A 14,880-nucleotide genomic window follows, 5' to 3' on the forward strand; every position below is an offset into this window, starting at 1 on the left:
GCAGGGGTGCGACGGCACCGGTGACGGGACGCGCTTCTCAGTCGGACATCCATCTCGGGGGGGATTTCGATGCTGACGTCCAATGCATTGCCGGCCAGGTGGAAGGGCCTGAGTCGAAAGCTCGTCAAGAAGACGCGTGAAGCCGCCGTGCAGGTGCGCTATCGAGCGAGCCAGGTCCGGCACCTGCGGCGGCGACCGCCGCTCTCCTCGATCGGCCGGCACATCGTCGCAGAGCTCCGGCGCGAGGGCGTCGCGGCGGTGCCGCTCGAAGAGCTGCCGTTCGCGTCGAATCGCGCGCTGCTCGACGCGATGCCGAGAGCTCGTCAGCACCTCGATCGGCTGGACGCGAGGGCTTCACGCACGCTCGAGTACGGAGAAGGATTCGAGCACTGCGTTCCGATCAATCCATCGACGATCGCGACGCAGCTCCCCGAGTTCTTCATGTGGGGGCTCGACGAGTCGCTGCTCGACATCGTCGAGCGCTGCATCGGTCTCGACGTCGCGTACCACGGTGTCTGCATCCGCAAGGAGCTCGTGGACGGCAAGGCGGTCGGCACGCGCCTGTGGCACCGGGACGCCGAGGACCTCGACGTGATCCGCGTGCTCGTCTATCTGAACGACGTCGTCGACGACGAGAGCGGTCCATTCGAGTACGTGCCGCGCCACTCGAGCCCGTCGTATCGCGACTTCCACGGCGTCGAGCGGATCGACGACGAGCAGATGAGGCGTGTCGTGCCGGAGTGGAGATGGCGCCGCGCGAAGGGCCCGACTGGCACGGTCGTCTTCGGCGCGGTCGCGAAGCTCTTCCACCGCGGCAAGATCCCGCTCAGCGCGCGGAAGCTCGCATCGTTCTGCTACACGTCGCGCCACCCGACCGACGAGCGGCTGTGCCGGAGCTACAGCTTCGAGCCCGGGATTCCGTTCGTCGACGAGCCGCTGACGGACCGCCAGCGTGCGTGTCTCTGGAAGTACCAGGAGCTGCTCCCGACGACTGCGTCGCGATCGGTGCAGCGGCGTCCGGAGATGGTCTCTGCACGACCGGAGTCACAGCGGGTGTTCGCGCGAATGCCGCTGCCGGTCCGCGCGCCGCGGTCTCCGATGGTGACTGCCGCGGTGCAAGCGTCCTTCGCACCCTCGGAGCTGACGTGAGCGCGATTCCGACTCGAGTGCTGCGCTCGGCGTTCCGACCCACCGCGGACCTGTCGCGCGCGGGCCGCGGCACCGGACCGATCGTGGATCGGCGCATCGCGCGCGCCGTGGACTCGATCTCGATGAAGCGGCTGCTCGAGCAGGCCGCGCCGAGGAGCCTGAGGGAGGAGTTCCTCTCCACGTACGCCGAGTGGATCCGCGCGTGCCGAGCCACGCCTGTCACCGGCCTCGATGCGTTTTCCGCGCGGTACTTCGTGAACGGGGTCACGCAGGCCTACGACATCTTCTTCTACGAGCACAAAGACCGTCGGTTCCGGACGCTGCAGGGTGAGTATCCCTACGTGCGCCTCTCGGTGCCGGACTGGGCGCACGTGGAGGCGGACGAGCTCCGCCCGAACGACGCGCTCGTCATGTCGACTCCGTTCTACGCCGACGGGTCGGTGCCGCCGGGATATCGCGCGTTGCTCGACCGATGCAGCGAGCTCGGCGTTCCGGTGATGATCGACGCCGCGTACTTCGGCACGTGTCACGGCACGCGATTCGACTACGGCCATCCGGCGATCGAGATGGTGAGCTTCAGCCTGAGCAAGGCATTCGCCGTGCAGTCGTTCCGGATTGGCATCCTCTTCTCGAAGCGGACGCTGCCGTACCTCGAAGAGATCCAGACGCAGGCGAGCTACTACAACCGCGTCGGCGCGTACGTCGGGCTCACGCTGATGCGCCAGTTCTCCGCCGACTTCATGCCGTCGGCGTATCGCGATGCGCAACGGCGCGTCTGCGCGCAGCTCGACGTGATCCCGAGCCGCTGCGTGATGCTCGCGAACCTCCACGACGACGATCGGCGCTTCGACACGATCCTCGAGGACCCGCGGTTCGAGAAGCCCGTGCTGCCGCCGGGCGTGCGGCGGCGGGTCTGCATCAGCGCGTACCTCGGCGCGGCCGGCTCTTATCTGCGCCGTCTGGCGCGGCGCGTCTTCGGCAAGCCGGGATGACGCTGCGCGCGTGACCTCGAGCGCAGGGCACGCGAGAGGGGTGGCTCTCGCGTGCCTCGTGCTCAGCCGATCAGGCGCCGAACCACTTCGTCAGCGCCTCGCGCAGCCCCGCGTCCGTCCCCTCACCGACCCACGCGACGTAGCCGTCGGGCCGGATCAACACCGCGCTCGGGGCCGCGACCGCGCCGAGCACCGGGAGCTCCCACGCGCCCTCGTACCGCGCCACGACGCGCTCCACCCGATCCGACGCGAGCTCGAGCCCACCACCGAGATCGAGCAGCACCGGGCGTGCGCGGTGGAGCAGCGTGAACACGCGCTGCGGGCCGCGCTCGGTGATCACCTCGAGGTCGGGCATGCGCCGTCCGAGCAGCGGGTGGCCGTCTCCGAGCTCGTAGCGGACGTCGAGCCCCGACATCATCGCGGCGTAGCGCTTCCGCGGCTCGTCCATCCGGAGCAGCTCGGCGACCGACTCGTGCAGCGCCCTCGTGCGCTCGTCGCCGCGGTTGAGCGCGGTCATCGCCATCGTGGCGCGGAGCACGCGCGCGGTGATCGGGTGGCGCTCGGCTTGGTAGGTGTCGAGCAGGCTCTGCGGCGACGTGCCGTGGACCACCCGAGCGAGCTTCCAGCCGAGGTTCACGGCGTCGTGCACGCCGAGGTTGAGCCCTTGCCCGCCCGCCGGCGAGTGCACGTGGGCCGCGTCGCCCGCGAGGAGCACGCGTCCCGCGCGGTACGACGCGGCCTGACGGGTCGCGTCGCTGAACCGCGAGAGGTACGTCGCGTCGTGCACGTCGAAGTCGGTGCCGTAGACCGCGACGAGCGACTCGCGGAGATCGTCGAGCGTCGGCTCGCCGCGGCGCACGGGCTGCTCGCTCGAGAGGATGCGCGCGCGCGGCCCGTCCTCGAGCTTCGCGAAGCCGTGGATGCCCTTGTCGTCGTGGCGGACACCCCACGGCGGCTCCGCGCCGGTCGACACCTCGGCGATCAGGAAGCTCGTCGACGCGTCCCACCCGGGGAAGTCGATGCCGGCCTCCTTGCGGATCACGCTGCGACCGCCGTCGCACCCGACGAGGTACTGCGCGCGGAGCGATCGACCATCGCTCAGCGCGACGTCGACGCCGTCGTCGTCCTGCGCGAAGCCCGCGACGTCGAGCCCGCGGTACGTCGGGATGCCCAGCTCGAGCACCCACTCGGCGAGCACGCGCTCGATGCCCTCCTGCCAGAGCGCGAGGCCGTAGTGATGGCGCGTCGGGAAGTCGCTGATGTCGAGCGGGATCAGCGCGAAGCCGGCCACCTGCATGACCCGTCCTCGCGAGAGGAAGCGCTCCGCGATCCCGCGCTGATCGAAGAGCTCGATCGTGCGCGCGTGCAGACCGCCGGCACGCGCGCCGGCGAGGTCCTGCGTGAGGCGGCGCTCGACGATCGCGACGTCGACGCGCGCCAGCGCGAGCTCCGCCGCCAACGTGAGCCCGGTCGGTCCACCACCCGCGATCACCACTGCATGGTTCGTCATGGCGGGGGACCCTGCGGCCTCCGAGGGGGCTTCCCGCAAGCCCCCCTCTCTGGCATAAACCGGAGCTGGGAGAACGCTCCCGTCGCGAACGGCGCGTCAGCTCGCGCGCCCGATGTTCGCGACGAGATGATCGGCGATGCGCTCCCAGAGGCCGGGCGGCAGGTTGTGGCCCATGCCCTCGATCATCACGAGCTCGGCGCCCGGGATCGCCGCGGCGGTCGCGCGACCGCCGCTCGGATCGCACAGCGTGTCCGCGAGCCCGTGCACGACGAGCGTCGGCACGCGCAGCGCGCGCAGCCGCTCGGTGCGATCACCCGACGCGACCGTCGCGACCGCCTGGCGTGCGATCGAGAGCTCGTCGTGATCACGCTCGAACGCGAGCGCGGCCATCTCCGCGATCGCCGCAGGATCGACGGGAAATGCAGGCGATCCGACGATCTCGTAGCGCCGCACCGCGGCGGCGACGTACGCGTCGCGCGTCTGCGGAAGGCCCGCGCCGAAGAGCGCCTTCGCGGTCTCGGGATGCACCTGTCCGACCGACGGATCGCCGGTCGTGAACATCATCGACGCGAGCGAGCGCACGCGCGACGGATGCTCGATCGCGATCGTCTGCGCGATCGCGCCGCCCATCGACGCGCCGACGACGTGCGCGGCGTCGATGCCGAGCGCATCGAGAAGCCCGATGGCGTCCGCCGCCATGTCGGAGAGCGTGTACGACGCGGACGAGAGATCGCCCTTCAGCGCGGCCGGCAGATCGGGCGGCGGCGCGTCGACCATGTGCGTGGAGCGACCGGCGTCGCGGTTGTCGAAGCGCACCACGTGGAGCCCGCGCGCGACGAGCGCTTCGAGGAACCCGATCGGCCAGTGCACGAGCTGGTTGGCGAGCCCCATCACCAGCAGCACGGTCGGGTGCGCCGGATCGCCGTGCGACTGCCAGGCGATGTCGATGCGCGCCGGTCCGACGTTCTTCGCGATTCGCTCGGTGTTCATGCTCTCTCCTCCGTCTCGCCGAGCGCGGTGAGCGCCTCGTCGAGGTAACGCATGAGCGGGGGATCCCACCCTGCGAGGTCCTTCGGCGGCGCGAACCGCCGCAAGTGCGCGAGCGCTTCGAGGGTCGCGGGGTCGCCTCCCGCGAAGTCGACGATGCGCGCGCGGGCCTCGCGCGCGATGGCGCGCGGCGCCGGCGCGGAGGGCGGCTCGCCCGCGTTCATGCACGCGCGGAGCTCTCGACCGAGCGCGCGCCATCGCGCCTCGACGTCCTTCGGCGCGCTGCCCTCTCTGCGGCGCGCGTCGCTCCGGCGGAGCACGCGCGAGGTCGCCTCGATCGTCGCGAGCATCACGTCGGGGTCGATCGCGTCCTTCGCGCCGACGAGATCGAGCATCGCGCGCAGGCTCTCGAGCCGCGCGATCTCCGCGTCGACGCGGGCGCGGTGGGCGCGCAGCACGTCGCCGAGCGCGGCGCGATCGCGGTCGAGCATGCGAGCGATCGTCGTGAGCGGGAGCCCGATGTCGCGCAGCGCGCAGATGCGATAGATGCGGCGGACGTCGTCCTCGTCGTAGAGGCGCTGGCGTCCGGCGGTGCGTGATCGCGGCCGGAGCAGCCCCACGTGCTCGTAGTGGCGGAGGGCGCGCACGGTGAGGCCCGTCGCATCCGCGAGCTCGCCGATGCGCCAGCGGCGTCCGCTCGTCGCGCGCTTCGTCATGAGGAGGGGACGATACGAGCTGACGTCGCGTCAGCTTCAAGGCGGAATGAGCGCGCTCCGATCGTTCCGAACAGGGGGGTCGTCCGCATCCAGGAGCGCTCATCGTTGCGCGCTCTGCAACGATGAGTCGCGTCGGTGCCCTCTCCCGAGCTCGCCCGGCACGCCGCAGGTTCGCTCGCGTCAGGAGGGTTTCCCCATGAGCGATCGCATCCGCCGCTACGCCCCGCACGCCGCACGCATCGTGCTCGGCCTGCTCTTCTTCGTGTTCGGGCTCAACGGCTTCCTGCAGTTCATCCCGCAGCCTCCGCCTCCGCTCGAGGCCGGTGCGTTCCTCGGTGGTCTCGCGGCTGCCGGCTACATGTTCCCGCTGATCAAGGGCACCGAGGTCGTCGCGGGCGTGCTCTTGCTCGCGAACCGGTTCGTCCCGCTGGCGCTCGTGCTGCTGGCGCCGATCGTGGTGAACATCGTGTTCTTCCACGCAGTGCTCGCGCCCGACGGGATGGGGATGGTGCTGTTCATCCTCGCGCTCGAGGTCGGGCTCGCGTTCGCGTACCGCAACGCGTTCCGCGACGTGCTCGCGCTCGACGCGAAGCCGACGGCGCAGCCCGCGGCGAGCGCCGAGGCGTCGCGCCGCGCGATCGCGACGGCGTGATCGATTCGGCGTCGCGGCGGCGCGCGTCAGACGATGACGCCCGCCGCCGCGACGTCGGCGTGCTGCGGTACGAGCTCGACGCGGCGCCTGCGTACCTGCGCGCACCGATGGTGCTCGCACGGACGGCGACGTGCGCGCCCACGTCGACGCCAGCGCCGAGCACCCGCCGCACGTGCGGCTCGCGCCGCGCCGCTAAGATGCACGCATGTGCATGTTCTCGGCGCGTCGCCCGGCGGGCCTCTTCGCGTCGCTCTTCGCGCAGCCGGTGAAGGTCTCGGGCACGCGCATCTTCGCGCGCTGCGACGGAGCGACGCAGACCCTCGCGTACTCGATGCACCTCCGAAGCAAGCAGGAGCTCGCGATGGTGCTGCCGATCCCCGTCGCGCACGGCGCACGCGAGGACGCCGTCGAGTTCGTCGACCTGAGCGGCGCCCCCGCGATCTTCGACCAGCTCGCGATGTGCTTCGTGGTGATGGCGCCCCAGTCGAAGGGCGCGCCGGTGGCGCGGTTCGCCGCGCCGTTGCCGACGCTGAAGGTGTGCTCGGTGGGCGCGTTCGACGCGTCGTACGTCCCGAGCATCCGCGATTTCGTGCGCCTCGATGCACGCTTCCGCATGCCCGAGGCGGTGTGGCGCGCGCTGCCGCGCTACGAGGACTGGGGGTTCGCGGTGTTCACGCTGAAGAAGGGCGACCACCGCGTGCACCCGATGGCGTTCCGGTTTCCCACGCGAGATGCAGCGCGGACCTTCTTCCCGACGGTGCACGTCCACGACGGCGAGGTGCACGAACAGGCGGAGTTCGACCACGAGCTCTACTGGCAGGGCGAGCGCGGCACGGAGCGCGACGAGCGCGGATACGTGCACGCGAGCGCACAGATGGAGGAGAGCTCGCGCGGCGTGGTCCGGGCAGGCGAAGTGCGCCGGCGCGTGATGCGGGGCACGTTCGCGAACGACGACGTGTGGATCGCGTGAAGGCGCCGCGTCGGATCGCGGTGGGCCTCGGGAGCGTCGTCGTGATCGCGATGTCGGTCGCGACGGCGCTCGTCGCGGCACGCGAGATCCCGCGCGAACGCCGCCCGGTGCGCGTCATCGAGCACGCCGGCGCGGGATCGAGTACGACCTCGTCGAGCTCGCCTTTTGGATGGGCGACGACCGCTACGCGGTCCGCGCGACCGATGCGGCGACGCGCGCGAGCCGGTGGGAGACGACGCTCCCGCGCGCCGTTGAGGTCACGAACGGTCGCGTGTTCGACGACTACCTCACCGTCGAGCGCTGGACGACCGAGCGCTCCAGCTGCGGCGTGTTCGTGATCGATCATGCGCGGGGCACGCAGATCGTGGCCACGCACCACGACGCGAGCGTCCTCTCGTACGTGCTCAGCGGCGAGCATCTTCTCGAGGTCGTCGAGAGCCCGCTGCGCGTGATCGCCCACCGCCTCGCCGACGGCGCGCTCGCATGGACGAGCGTGCTCCCAGTCAGCGACGTCGAGGTGCGCTTGCAGGTGCACGATGATGGGCGCGTCGGTGTCGTGAGCGCGAGCAGCTACCGGCTCGTCGACGTCGCGACGGGCGCGCTCACCGATCTCACGCCCGAAGGCACCCAGCGGGTGTGCGCACGAGCGCGAACCGTGGTGGCGCACGTCGACGACACGGTGCGCGTGCTCCCGAACGGCGAGCGTCTGTGGCGACCCGTCGCGACCCCCGGCCGCGGTAGCGTCATGCTCGCGTGTGCCGACGACGGTCGCTTCACCGCGATCGCGATCGCTGCGTTGCCGGTCGAGGGTCGCGTCGGCACGCGGGTCTCGCTGCCGGTTCCGATCGCTGCGGACGAACCGCTCCGAGGCGGCGGGCTGTACGTGATCGGCCCTTCGCTCGAGGTGTGGGCGATGGAGTCGGCGCTCGGCGCGGTCGACTCGCTCGAGACCGGCGAGGGTGGATTCCGCGCGCTCGGTCGGCTCGGCGCGTGGCTGACGATCGATCCGGTGAGGCGTCGCGTCGAGCTGCACGAGGAAGCGGGCGAGGGCGCGATGTGACACGCCCCCGCCCGTCGCACCTCACCGCGCCGACGAGAAGAACTGCTGCGCGCTCTGGCGCTGCGCGTCCGCGCGCGCTGCGCACAGCGAGATCGACTCGACCGCGCTCTCCAGGTTGCGCGGCCCGCCCTGCGTCGCTTCCATGCGCGGCGCGAAGAACGAGCGCACCTCGTTCGCGCGCTCCGCGCTGCAGAAGCCGCTCGTCGCGTACGGCAGATAGCCCGCGTACGCCGGGCCCATGCGCTGCGCCATCGCGTCGTAGTTCGCCTGGATCCACGCCCAGCCCGGCTCGCGCCCGTCGCGATCGCTCATCTGGCCCATCAGCGGGCGGAACACCTCGTTGATGCGCAGCCGGGGATCGAGCGTCAGCGCGATCGCACGGCTCCGCAGCGCCGCGTCGTCGACGCTCGCCATCGCGCCGAGCAGCTGCGAGCGCGTCATGGCGTCCTGCGAGCCCGCGAAGATCTGCTCGAAACGCGCGAAGAGCTCCTCGCCGCCCTCCTGCGCCGCGACCACGAGCGCGACGCTCACGAGATCGCTCGGCACGGCGTCCTGGTGCACCGTGCCGCCCTCGACGAACGCGAGCCCGCGCGTCTGCGCGTCGCGCCGCACCGCGGGATCCTTCGCGGTGATCGCGAGGAACGAGAGGATCGCCGCGCGCAGCAAGCGGACCTCGCCGTCCTCCGTGGCGCGACCGCGCGGGCCCCAGCCGAGGCGACGCAGCTGGTTGCGATAGAGGCGCGCCGCGTACGCGCGGAACGCGTCGCGCTGCGCGTCGGTCTCGAGCAGGTGATCGTGCGCGTACTGCAGGAGCTCGATCGGCGCGGTCGCGACGTGACGATCGGTGCTCTCCGCGAACGGCTCGAGCGCGCGCGCGGCGCTCTCGAAGCTCACACGGCCCGACGCGAACCCGGCGCGCACGCTGTCGGCGATCGAGAGCAGATCACGGGTGTCGAGCGCGCGCTGCGCCTGCGGCGTGCGAAGGCGCGCGAGCTGATCGTCGGGCAGCGTCCAGCGGTAATAGCCCGTGCCGCCGGCGTTCGGGTGCACCCACTCGGGACACGCGCCGCCCTCGAGCGCCATCGAGCCCTGCGCCTCGGTGAGCAGCGTGCACGTCTCGCGCACCTGCCCGCCCGCGCGGTACTTCGCGCAGACCGGTACCTGCCACGTCGCCTCCGCGGTCGCGCTCGAGCCGACCGGGAGATAACGACGCTGCGTGAGCGCGAGACGCGGCTCGCCCTCGCACTCGACGCGCGCCTCGATCAGGGGCACGCCAGGCTGCGCGAGGAACGTCGTGAGCGGCGCCGCGACGTCCCGCTGCGCCTCTTCGCTCAGCGCGCGCATCAGGTCCTCGCCGCGCGCATTGCCGCGCGCGTGCTCGCTCAGATACCGGCGCACGCCGCGCTGGAACGTCTCGCGCCCGAGCCAGTGCTCGAACATCGCGAGCACGCTCGCGCCCTTGCTGTAGGTGATCGAGTCGAACGCGTTGTGGATGTCGTGGCTCGTCTCGATCGGATTGCGGATCTGGCGCGCGCTCGCGAGCGAGTCCGCGTCGAACGCCTCGAACGCGGTCGTGAGCTCGCCGACCTCGGCGCGCATCTCGGGGAAGACCTCGCGCACGATCGCGGTCTCCATCCACGTCGCGAACGCCTCGTTCAGCCAGAGGTCGTCCCACCACGCCATCGTGACGAGGTTGCCGAACCACTGGTGCGCGAGCTCGTGCGCCATCACGAACGCGAACCCGCGGCGCTGCGCGATCGGCGCGTCCGCGCTCAAGAGGAGCAGGTTGTCGCGGAACGTGACGAGGCCCGCGTTCTCCATCGCGCCCGCCGAGAAGTCGGGCACGGCGACGATGTCGAGCTTGTCGAACGGATACGGAGTCCCGAAGTAGCCCTCGAGCGCCGCGAGGATGCGCGGCGTGTGCTGCATCGCGAACGCGAGATCCCCGCCGCGACCGCGCACCGCGAGGCCTCGCAGCGCGAGCGGCTGCGCGCGCACCGCGTTCGCCGGGATCGTCGCCTCGACCACGTCGAGCGGACCGACCGCCCACGCGACGAGGTACGTCGGCAGCGGCTCGGTCGGTGCGAAGCGCACGCGGCGCACGCCGTTCTCCTCGCTGCTCTCGAGCTCGCGGCTGTTCGCGAACGCGCCCTGTCCCGCGGGCACGACGAGCGTCACGTCGTACGGCGTCTTGAAGCGCGGCTCGTCGAAGCTCGGGAACGCCTTGCGCGCCGCGAGCGCCTCGAACTGCGTGAACGCGTACGCGTCCTCGCCGACGCGCACGCGGTAGAGCCCCTCGAGCGTCTGATCGAAGGGCGCGGTCCACGCGAAGTGCAGCCGCGCCTCGCCGGGCTCGATCGCGCGCTCGAGCACGATGCGCGCGACGCCTTCTTCCGCGTCGACCTGCTCCCAGCGCGCGGCGATCGCCTCGCCACCGACGATCGCGTGAGCGTCGGTCACGTCGAGGCTCTGGCCGTGGATCCAAATGGCGCTCGTGCGCTCGGTGACGCGCACGTCGATGTCCGCTTCGCCCGAGAAGCGATCCTGCGCGGGGGTGATCGAGAGCGTGAGCGTGTAGCGCGTCGGCGCGACCGTCTCGGGCAGTCGCGAGGGTGCGCGCTCGATGGAGACCGCCTCGCCGATCTCACCGCCGCTCGCGGTGGATCCTTCGGTGGTCGTCGTTGTCGTGCTCGGCGACGAACCGCATGCCGCCAGCGAGAGAGCGAGAGAAACGAGAGCGAATCGCCGCATGGCGGCCATATAGCAGAGCGGCTCGATCGGCTACCATCGCCGGCCATGCATCGCGTCGCGCTCGCTGTGATCGTCCTCGCGGCCTCGCTGGTCGTCGCCTCGCGCGTCGAGGCGCAGGCTCCACCCGCGTCGGCCGAGTACCTCGGTCACGTCGGGCGCGGCATCGTCGCGATGAGCGCGGGCGATCGCGGCTCGGCGATCACCGCGTTCCGACAAGCCGCGCAGCTCCAGCCCGCGCGGCCGGAAGCGGTCTGCCACATCGCGGAGGTCGAGCGCATCGACGGCGATCTCGCGGCCGCGCTGCAGGGCTACCAAGCGTGCCTCGAGGTCGCGCGCGCCGCGAACGATGCGCGCTGGACCGCGCGCGCCCTGCACGGCGTCGCATCGACGCTCGAGCGCATGCCCGATCGCCGCGCCGACGCGCGCGTCGCGTGGCAGGAATACGTCAGGTTCGCCGACGGCGCGGCCGCGATCGCGTCGCCCGCGGTGGGCCGCGCGCGCATGAGCGCCATCGACGCGATCACCGAGCTCGATCGCACCAGCGCGGAAGTGGCGCAGCGCATCCGCGAGCGCGCCGCGGCGGCGACGCCGCGTTGAGCACCGGGTGTGGCGCGCGGGACATCGCGCCACGCTCGACGATCAGGCAGCTACCGAGCGCTCGCGCCGTGCGTTAGGTGCTCGTGCTCGCGATGCCGTACCGCACGTTCGCCCGCAGCGCTCTGCGCGCCGTCCTCGCGTCGCCCGAGCCGCTCCTGCGCTCGATGCTCGGCGAGCTCCCGCGCAACGATCGCGGTCACGAGCTCGATCTCGGCGTCGGCGCGTTCCTGCGCGGCGTCGCGGCCCAGCGCCCGAAGACGAGCTCGCGCCCGCTCGCGCACCTGCGCCACGAGATGGATCATCGCGCGCCGCTCGCCGACTTCGCGCGATGTGCGCTGCATCGCGTGCACGAGCGCGACGTCGAGATCCCCGGCGTCGGCCACTCGATCCCGGTGCGCGTGTACGAGCCCGGCCCGCCCACCGCGACGCCGCGCCCCATCGTCGTCTACTTCCACGGCGGCGGCTTCTGCATCGGCAGCCTGCGCTCGCACGACGGCCTCTGCAGCCGCATCGCGCGCCGCGCCGACTGCATCGTGGTCGCGGTCGAGTACCGCCTCGCGCCCGAGCACCGCTTCCCGGCGGCGGTCGAGGACGCGCTCGCCGCGTTCCGCTGGACCGCGGAGCACGCGCACGAGCTCGGCGGCGATCGTCATCGCGTCGCGGTCGCGGGCGACAGCGCGGGCGGCAACCTCGCGGCGGTGGTCGCGTGGCACGAGCGCGGTCGCGATCCTCGCCCGTGCTTCCAGCTCCTCGTGTACCCGGTGACCGACTGGGCGCACGACACCGAGTCGTATCGCCTCTTCGCCGAGGGCTTCCTCCACGAGGCCGACGCGATGATGTTCTTCCGCGAGAACTACCTCGGCGGATGCGCGGTGTCGGCGGCGGACCCGATGGCCTCGGTGCTGCACGCGCCCTGCGTGCGCGGCGCGCCGCGCGCGCACGTCGTCACCGCGGGGTTCGATCCGCTGCGCGACGAGGGCGAGCGCTACGCGCGCAAGCTCGAAGCAGCGGGCGTGCACGTCGATCTCCAGTGCGAGGAGTCGCTGGTGCACGGCTTCTTCTCGCTGGGCGGCATCCTGCACACGTCGCGGCGCGCCATCGATCGTGCGATCGACGCGCTCGCGCGCGGCATGCGCGCCTGACGCTCACGTCGATCGCGGCACATCGCCCCGCATCGCGGCGCACGATCTCGTGAAATCCGTGATCGAGCGCTCTCGTGCGGTGGGCACGTGCGCTGCACTCACAGTGCGTGGATGAAGGTCCTCGTCACGAGCTCACGCTTCCCGCACGCGCTCTGCGAGATCCGTCACTTCGGCGAGCAGGGCCACACCGTGTACGCGGCCGACACGTTCGCGACCGCGCCGGGCAGTCACTCGCGGTACGTCGCCGAGAGCTTCGTGACCGCGTCACCGACGTTCGAGACCGCGCGCTACGTCGACGACGTCGCGGAGATCGTGCGCTCGCGCGGCGTCGATCTCGTCGTGCCGGCGTTCGAAGAGGCGCTCTATCTCGCGGAGCACCGCGCGCGCATCCCTGCGCCGATCTTCTGCCCGTCGCTCGAGACGCTCGCGCGCCTGCACGACAAGCATCGCTTCGTCGAGCTCTCGCGCTCGCTCGGGATGCCGGTGCCGCGCACGATCGTCGTGCGCAGCCCGCGCGAGCTGCGCCGCGCGATCGACGAGCTGCCCGAGTACATCGCGCGCGCCGCGTACTCGCGCGGCGGCGTGACGCTGCTGACCAACAGCGGTCCGCTCGCGGGGCGCGTGCCGATCGATGCGTGTCACCCGACGCCGCTGCAGCCCTGGATCGTGCAGGAGTTCGTGCACGGCACGGACGTGTGCAGCTTCAGCGTCGCGCAGCACGGGCGCATCGTCGCGCACTGCGCGTACGAGCACCCGAAGACGATCGAGCACGCGGGCGGGATCCTCTTCGAGTCGATCGACGAGCCCGAGTCGCTCGCGCTCGCGCGCCGCTACGCCGAGGCGCTGAAGTACCACGGGCAGCTCTCGTTCGACTTCATGCGCACGTCGCGCGGGCTCGTGCTCCTCGAGTGCAACCCGCGCCCGACCGCGGGTGTGTTCATGATGGGCGCGGAGGATCTCTGCGACGCCGTGCTCGGCCGGGTGAACGGCAAGGGCCCGCGCATCGTGCCGCCCGGCGTGAAGCGCCAGATCGCGGTCGCGATCATGCGCGACATGGTGCGCAACTGGCGCGAGATCCCGACCGACCTCGCGGTGCTCTTCTCGGGCATCGAGGACGTGTACGCGGCGCCCGGCGACGCGATGCCGGCGCTCTATTCGCTTCTCTCGTACGGACAGGTGCGCGCGTACCGGCGGCACCTCGCGCGACGTGGTCGTGACGTGAGCGATCTGGTCGCGGCGCAGTTCTTCGACGTGCTCTGGGACGGAACGCGGAGGAGCTGAGATGAGCGCGAGCGAGACGACGTTCGACGTACCCGGGGTGCCCTTCGACGACCTCGGCCCGCGCCGCGTGGTGGTGCTCCACGATCCCGGGGCGCGCCTCCACGCGGTCGTGGTGGTGGACTCGATCACCGGTGGGCCCGCGGGCGGCGGCGTGCGCATGACGCCCGACGTCACGATCGCCGAGATCGCGCGCCTCGCGCGCGCGATGACGTACAAGTACGCGCTGCTCTCGATGCCGGTCGGCGGCGCGAAAGCCGGGATCCGCTTCGATCCGAGCGACCCGGCGCGCGCCGACGTGGTGCGCGCGTTCCTCGAGGCCGCGAAGCCGCTGATCGACGCCGGCGTGTTCGTGCCCGGGCCCGACATGGGCACGACCGCGACCGACTTCGCGAGCAGCGCCGACCTCCACCTCGACGAGCAGCTCACCGGCTACGGCGTGGTCGCCGCGGCGAAGAGCGCGGCGCAGCTCGCGGGACGATCGCTCGAGGGCGCGCGCGTCGCGATCGAAGGGTTCGGCAAGGTGGGCACCGCGGCCGCACGCTTCTTCGTGCGCGAAGGCGCGAAGGTGGTCGCGGTGTCGACGGTGCGCGCCGCGCTCACCTCGAACGACGGCCTCGACGTCGAGCGCCTCGTCGCGGTGCGCGAGCAGCAGGGCGAAGCCGCGCTCGAGCGCGCGCCGGGCGTCACGGTGCAGCCCCGCGAGGCGCTCTTCGCGGTGAAGTGCGACGTGCTCGTCCCCGGCGCGCGGCCCGACGCGATCCATCGCGGGAACGTCGACGCGATCGAGGCGTCGCTCGTCGTGCCGGGATCGAACGTCCCGTACGCCGAGGGCACGCTCGAGGCGCTCCACGCGCGCGGCGTCGTCGCGATCCCCGACTTCGTCGCCAACGCGGGCGGCGTGCTCGCGACGATCTGCGCGCTCCAGGGCCTCGACGAGAGCACCGCGCACGGCCTGGTGGGCGACTTGATCGGTCGCAACGTGCAGCGCGTGATGAAGCGCGCGCAGGAGAAGAACGTCCACCCCTACGCCGCCGCGATCGAGATCGCGCGCGAGCAGATCGCGAACCGTTGAC

The 14,880-nt window shown here is 71.7% G+C and carries 13 protein-coding genes; 9 read left to right on the forward strand and 4 right to left on the reverse strand.

The genetic code is table 11. From position 1 onward, the window contains the following. Positions 1 to 147 precede the first annotated feature (147 nt). A complete protein-coding gene (locus tag DB32_RS43010) occupies positions 148 to 1,149 on the forward strand; it encodes a phytanoyl-CoA dioxygenase family protein (RefSeq protein WP_053238473.1) in 1,002 nt (333 codons plus the stop codon). After that, positions 1,146 to 2,141, forward strand: coding sequence for an aminotransferase class I/II-fold pyridoxal phosphate-dependent enzyme (locus DB32_RS43015; RefSeq protein ID WP_157070375.1), 996 nt, complete (start codon positions 1,146 to 1,148; stop codon positions 2,139 to 2,141). Before DB32_RS43010 ends, DB32_RS43015 begins: the two co-directional genes overlap by 4 nt. 70 nt (positions 2,142 to 2,211) lie before the next feature. Here the strand turns inward: DB32_RS43015 and DB32_RS43020 are convergent, their stop codons facing one another. The 3 genes from DB32_RS43020 to DB32_RS43030 all read right to left on the reverse strand — a co-directional run bounded on the left by DB32_RS43020 (position 2,212) and on the right by DB32_RS43030 (position 5,354). Continuing rightward, a complete protein-coding gene (locus tag DB32_RS43020) occupies positions 2,212 to 3,651 on the reverse strand; it encodes an FAD-dependent monooxygenase (protein WP_053238475.1) in 1,440 nt (479 codons plus the stop codon). Between the two features lie 96 nt (positions 3,652 to 3,747). After that, on the reverse strand, positions 3,748 to 4,641 hold the full coding sequence (locus tag DB32_RS43025; RefSeq protein WP_053238476.1) for an alpha/beta fold hydrolase: 894 nt from the start codon (positions 4,639 to 4,641) through the stop codon (positions 3,748 to 3,750). Continuing rightward, positions 4,638 to 5,354, reverse strand: coding sequence for a MerR family transcriptional regulator (locus tag DB32_RS43030; RefSeq protein WP_053238477.1), 717 nt, complete (start codon positions 5,352 to 5,354; stop codon positions 4,638 to 4,640). Before DB32_RS43030 ends, DB32_RS43025 begins: the two co-directional genes overlap by 4 nt. Before the next feature lie 196 nt (positions 5,355 to 5,550). Between DB32_RS43030 and DB32_RS43035 the strand changes: the two genes are divergently transcribed. The 3 genes from DB32_RS43035 to DB32_RS43045 all read left to right on the forward strand — a co-directional run bounded on the left by DB32_RS43035 (position 5,551) and on the right by DB32_RS43045 (position 8,036). Continuing rightward, positions 5,551 to 6,006 (forward strand): hypothetical protein, encoded by a 456-nt coding sequence (locus DB32_RS43035; protein WP_053238478.1) that lies wholly within the window; start codon positions 5,551 to 5,553, stop codon positions 6,004 to 6,006. A gap of 205 nt (positions 6,007 to 6,211) precedes the next feature. Continuing rightward, positions 6,212 to 6,976, forward strand: coding sequence for a hypothetical protein (locus DB32_RS43040; RefSeq protein WP_053238479.1), 765 nt, complete (start codon positions 6,212 to 6,214; stop codon positions 6,974 to 6,976). 169 nt (positions 6,977 to 7,145) lie between these two features. Continuing rightward, on the forward strand, positions 7,146 to 8,036 hold the full coding sequence (locus DB32_RS43045; protein WP_053238480.1) for a hypothetical protein: 891 nt from the start codon (positions 7,146 to 7,148) through the stop codon (positions 8,034 to 8,036). A 21-nt stretch (positions 8,037 to 8,057) separates the two neighbouring features. Here DB32_RS43045 and DB32_RS43050 read toward each other — a convergent pair whose 3' ends face one another. Beyond that, positions 8,058 to 10,787, reverse strand: coding sequence for a M1 family metallopeptidase (locus DB32_RS43050; protein WP_053238481.1), 2,730 nt, complete (start codon positions 10,785 to 10,787; stop codon positions 8,058 to 8,060). Positions 10,788 to 10,832: 45 nt separating this feature from the next. Between DB32_RS43050 and DB32_RS43055 the strand changes: the two genes are divergently transcribed. From DB32_RS43055 to DB32_RS43070, 4 genes are all read left to right on the forward strand, one after another. After that, on the forward strand, positions 10,833 to 11,384 hold the full coding sequence (locus DB32_RS43055; protein ID WP_053238482.1) for a tetratricopeptide repeat protein: 552 nt from the start codon (positions 10,833 to 10,835) through the stop codon (positions 11,382 to 11,384). Between the two features lie 92 nt (positions 11,385 to 11,476). Continuing rightward, a complete protein-coding gene (locus DB32_RS43060; RefSeq protein ID WP_157070376.1) occupies positions 11,477 to 12,526 on the forward strand; it encodes an alpha/beta hydrolase in 1,050 nt (349 codons plus the stop codon). A gap of 111 nt (positions 12,527 to 12,637) precedes the next feature. Beyond that, entirely contained in the window at positions 12,638 to 13,807 is a 1,170-nt protein-coding gene (locus DB32_RS43065) for an ATP-grasp domain-containing protein (protein WP_053238484.1), read from the forward strand. A gap of 1 nt (position 13,808) precedes the next feature. Beyond that, complete coding sequence (locus DB32_RS43070; protein ID WP_053238485.1) at positions 13,809 to 14,879, forward strand: Glu/Leu/Phe/Val family dehydrogenase; 1,071 nt, start codon at positions 13,809 to 13,811, stop codon at positions 14,877 to 14,879. The last annotated feature ends 1 nt before the right edge of the window (position 14,880 follow it).

Origin of the sequence: Sandaracinus amylolyticus, from assembly GCF_000737325.1 — a bacterium.
Lineage (GTDB): Bacteria > Myxococcota_A > Polyangia > Polyangiales > Sandaracinaceae > Sandaracinus > Sandaracinus amylolyticus.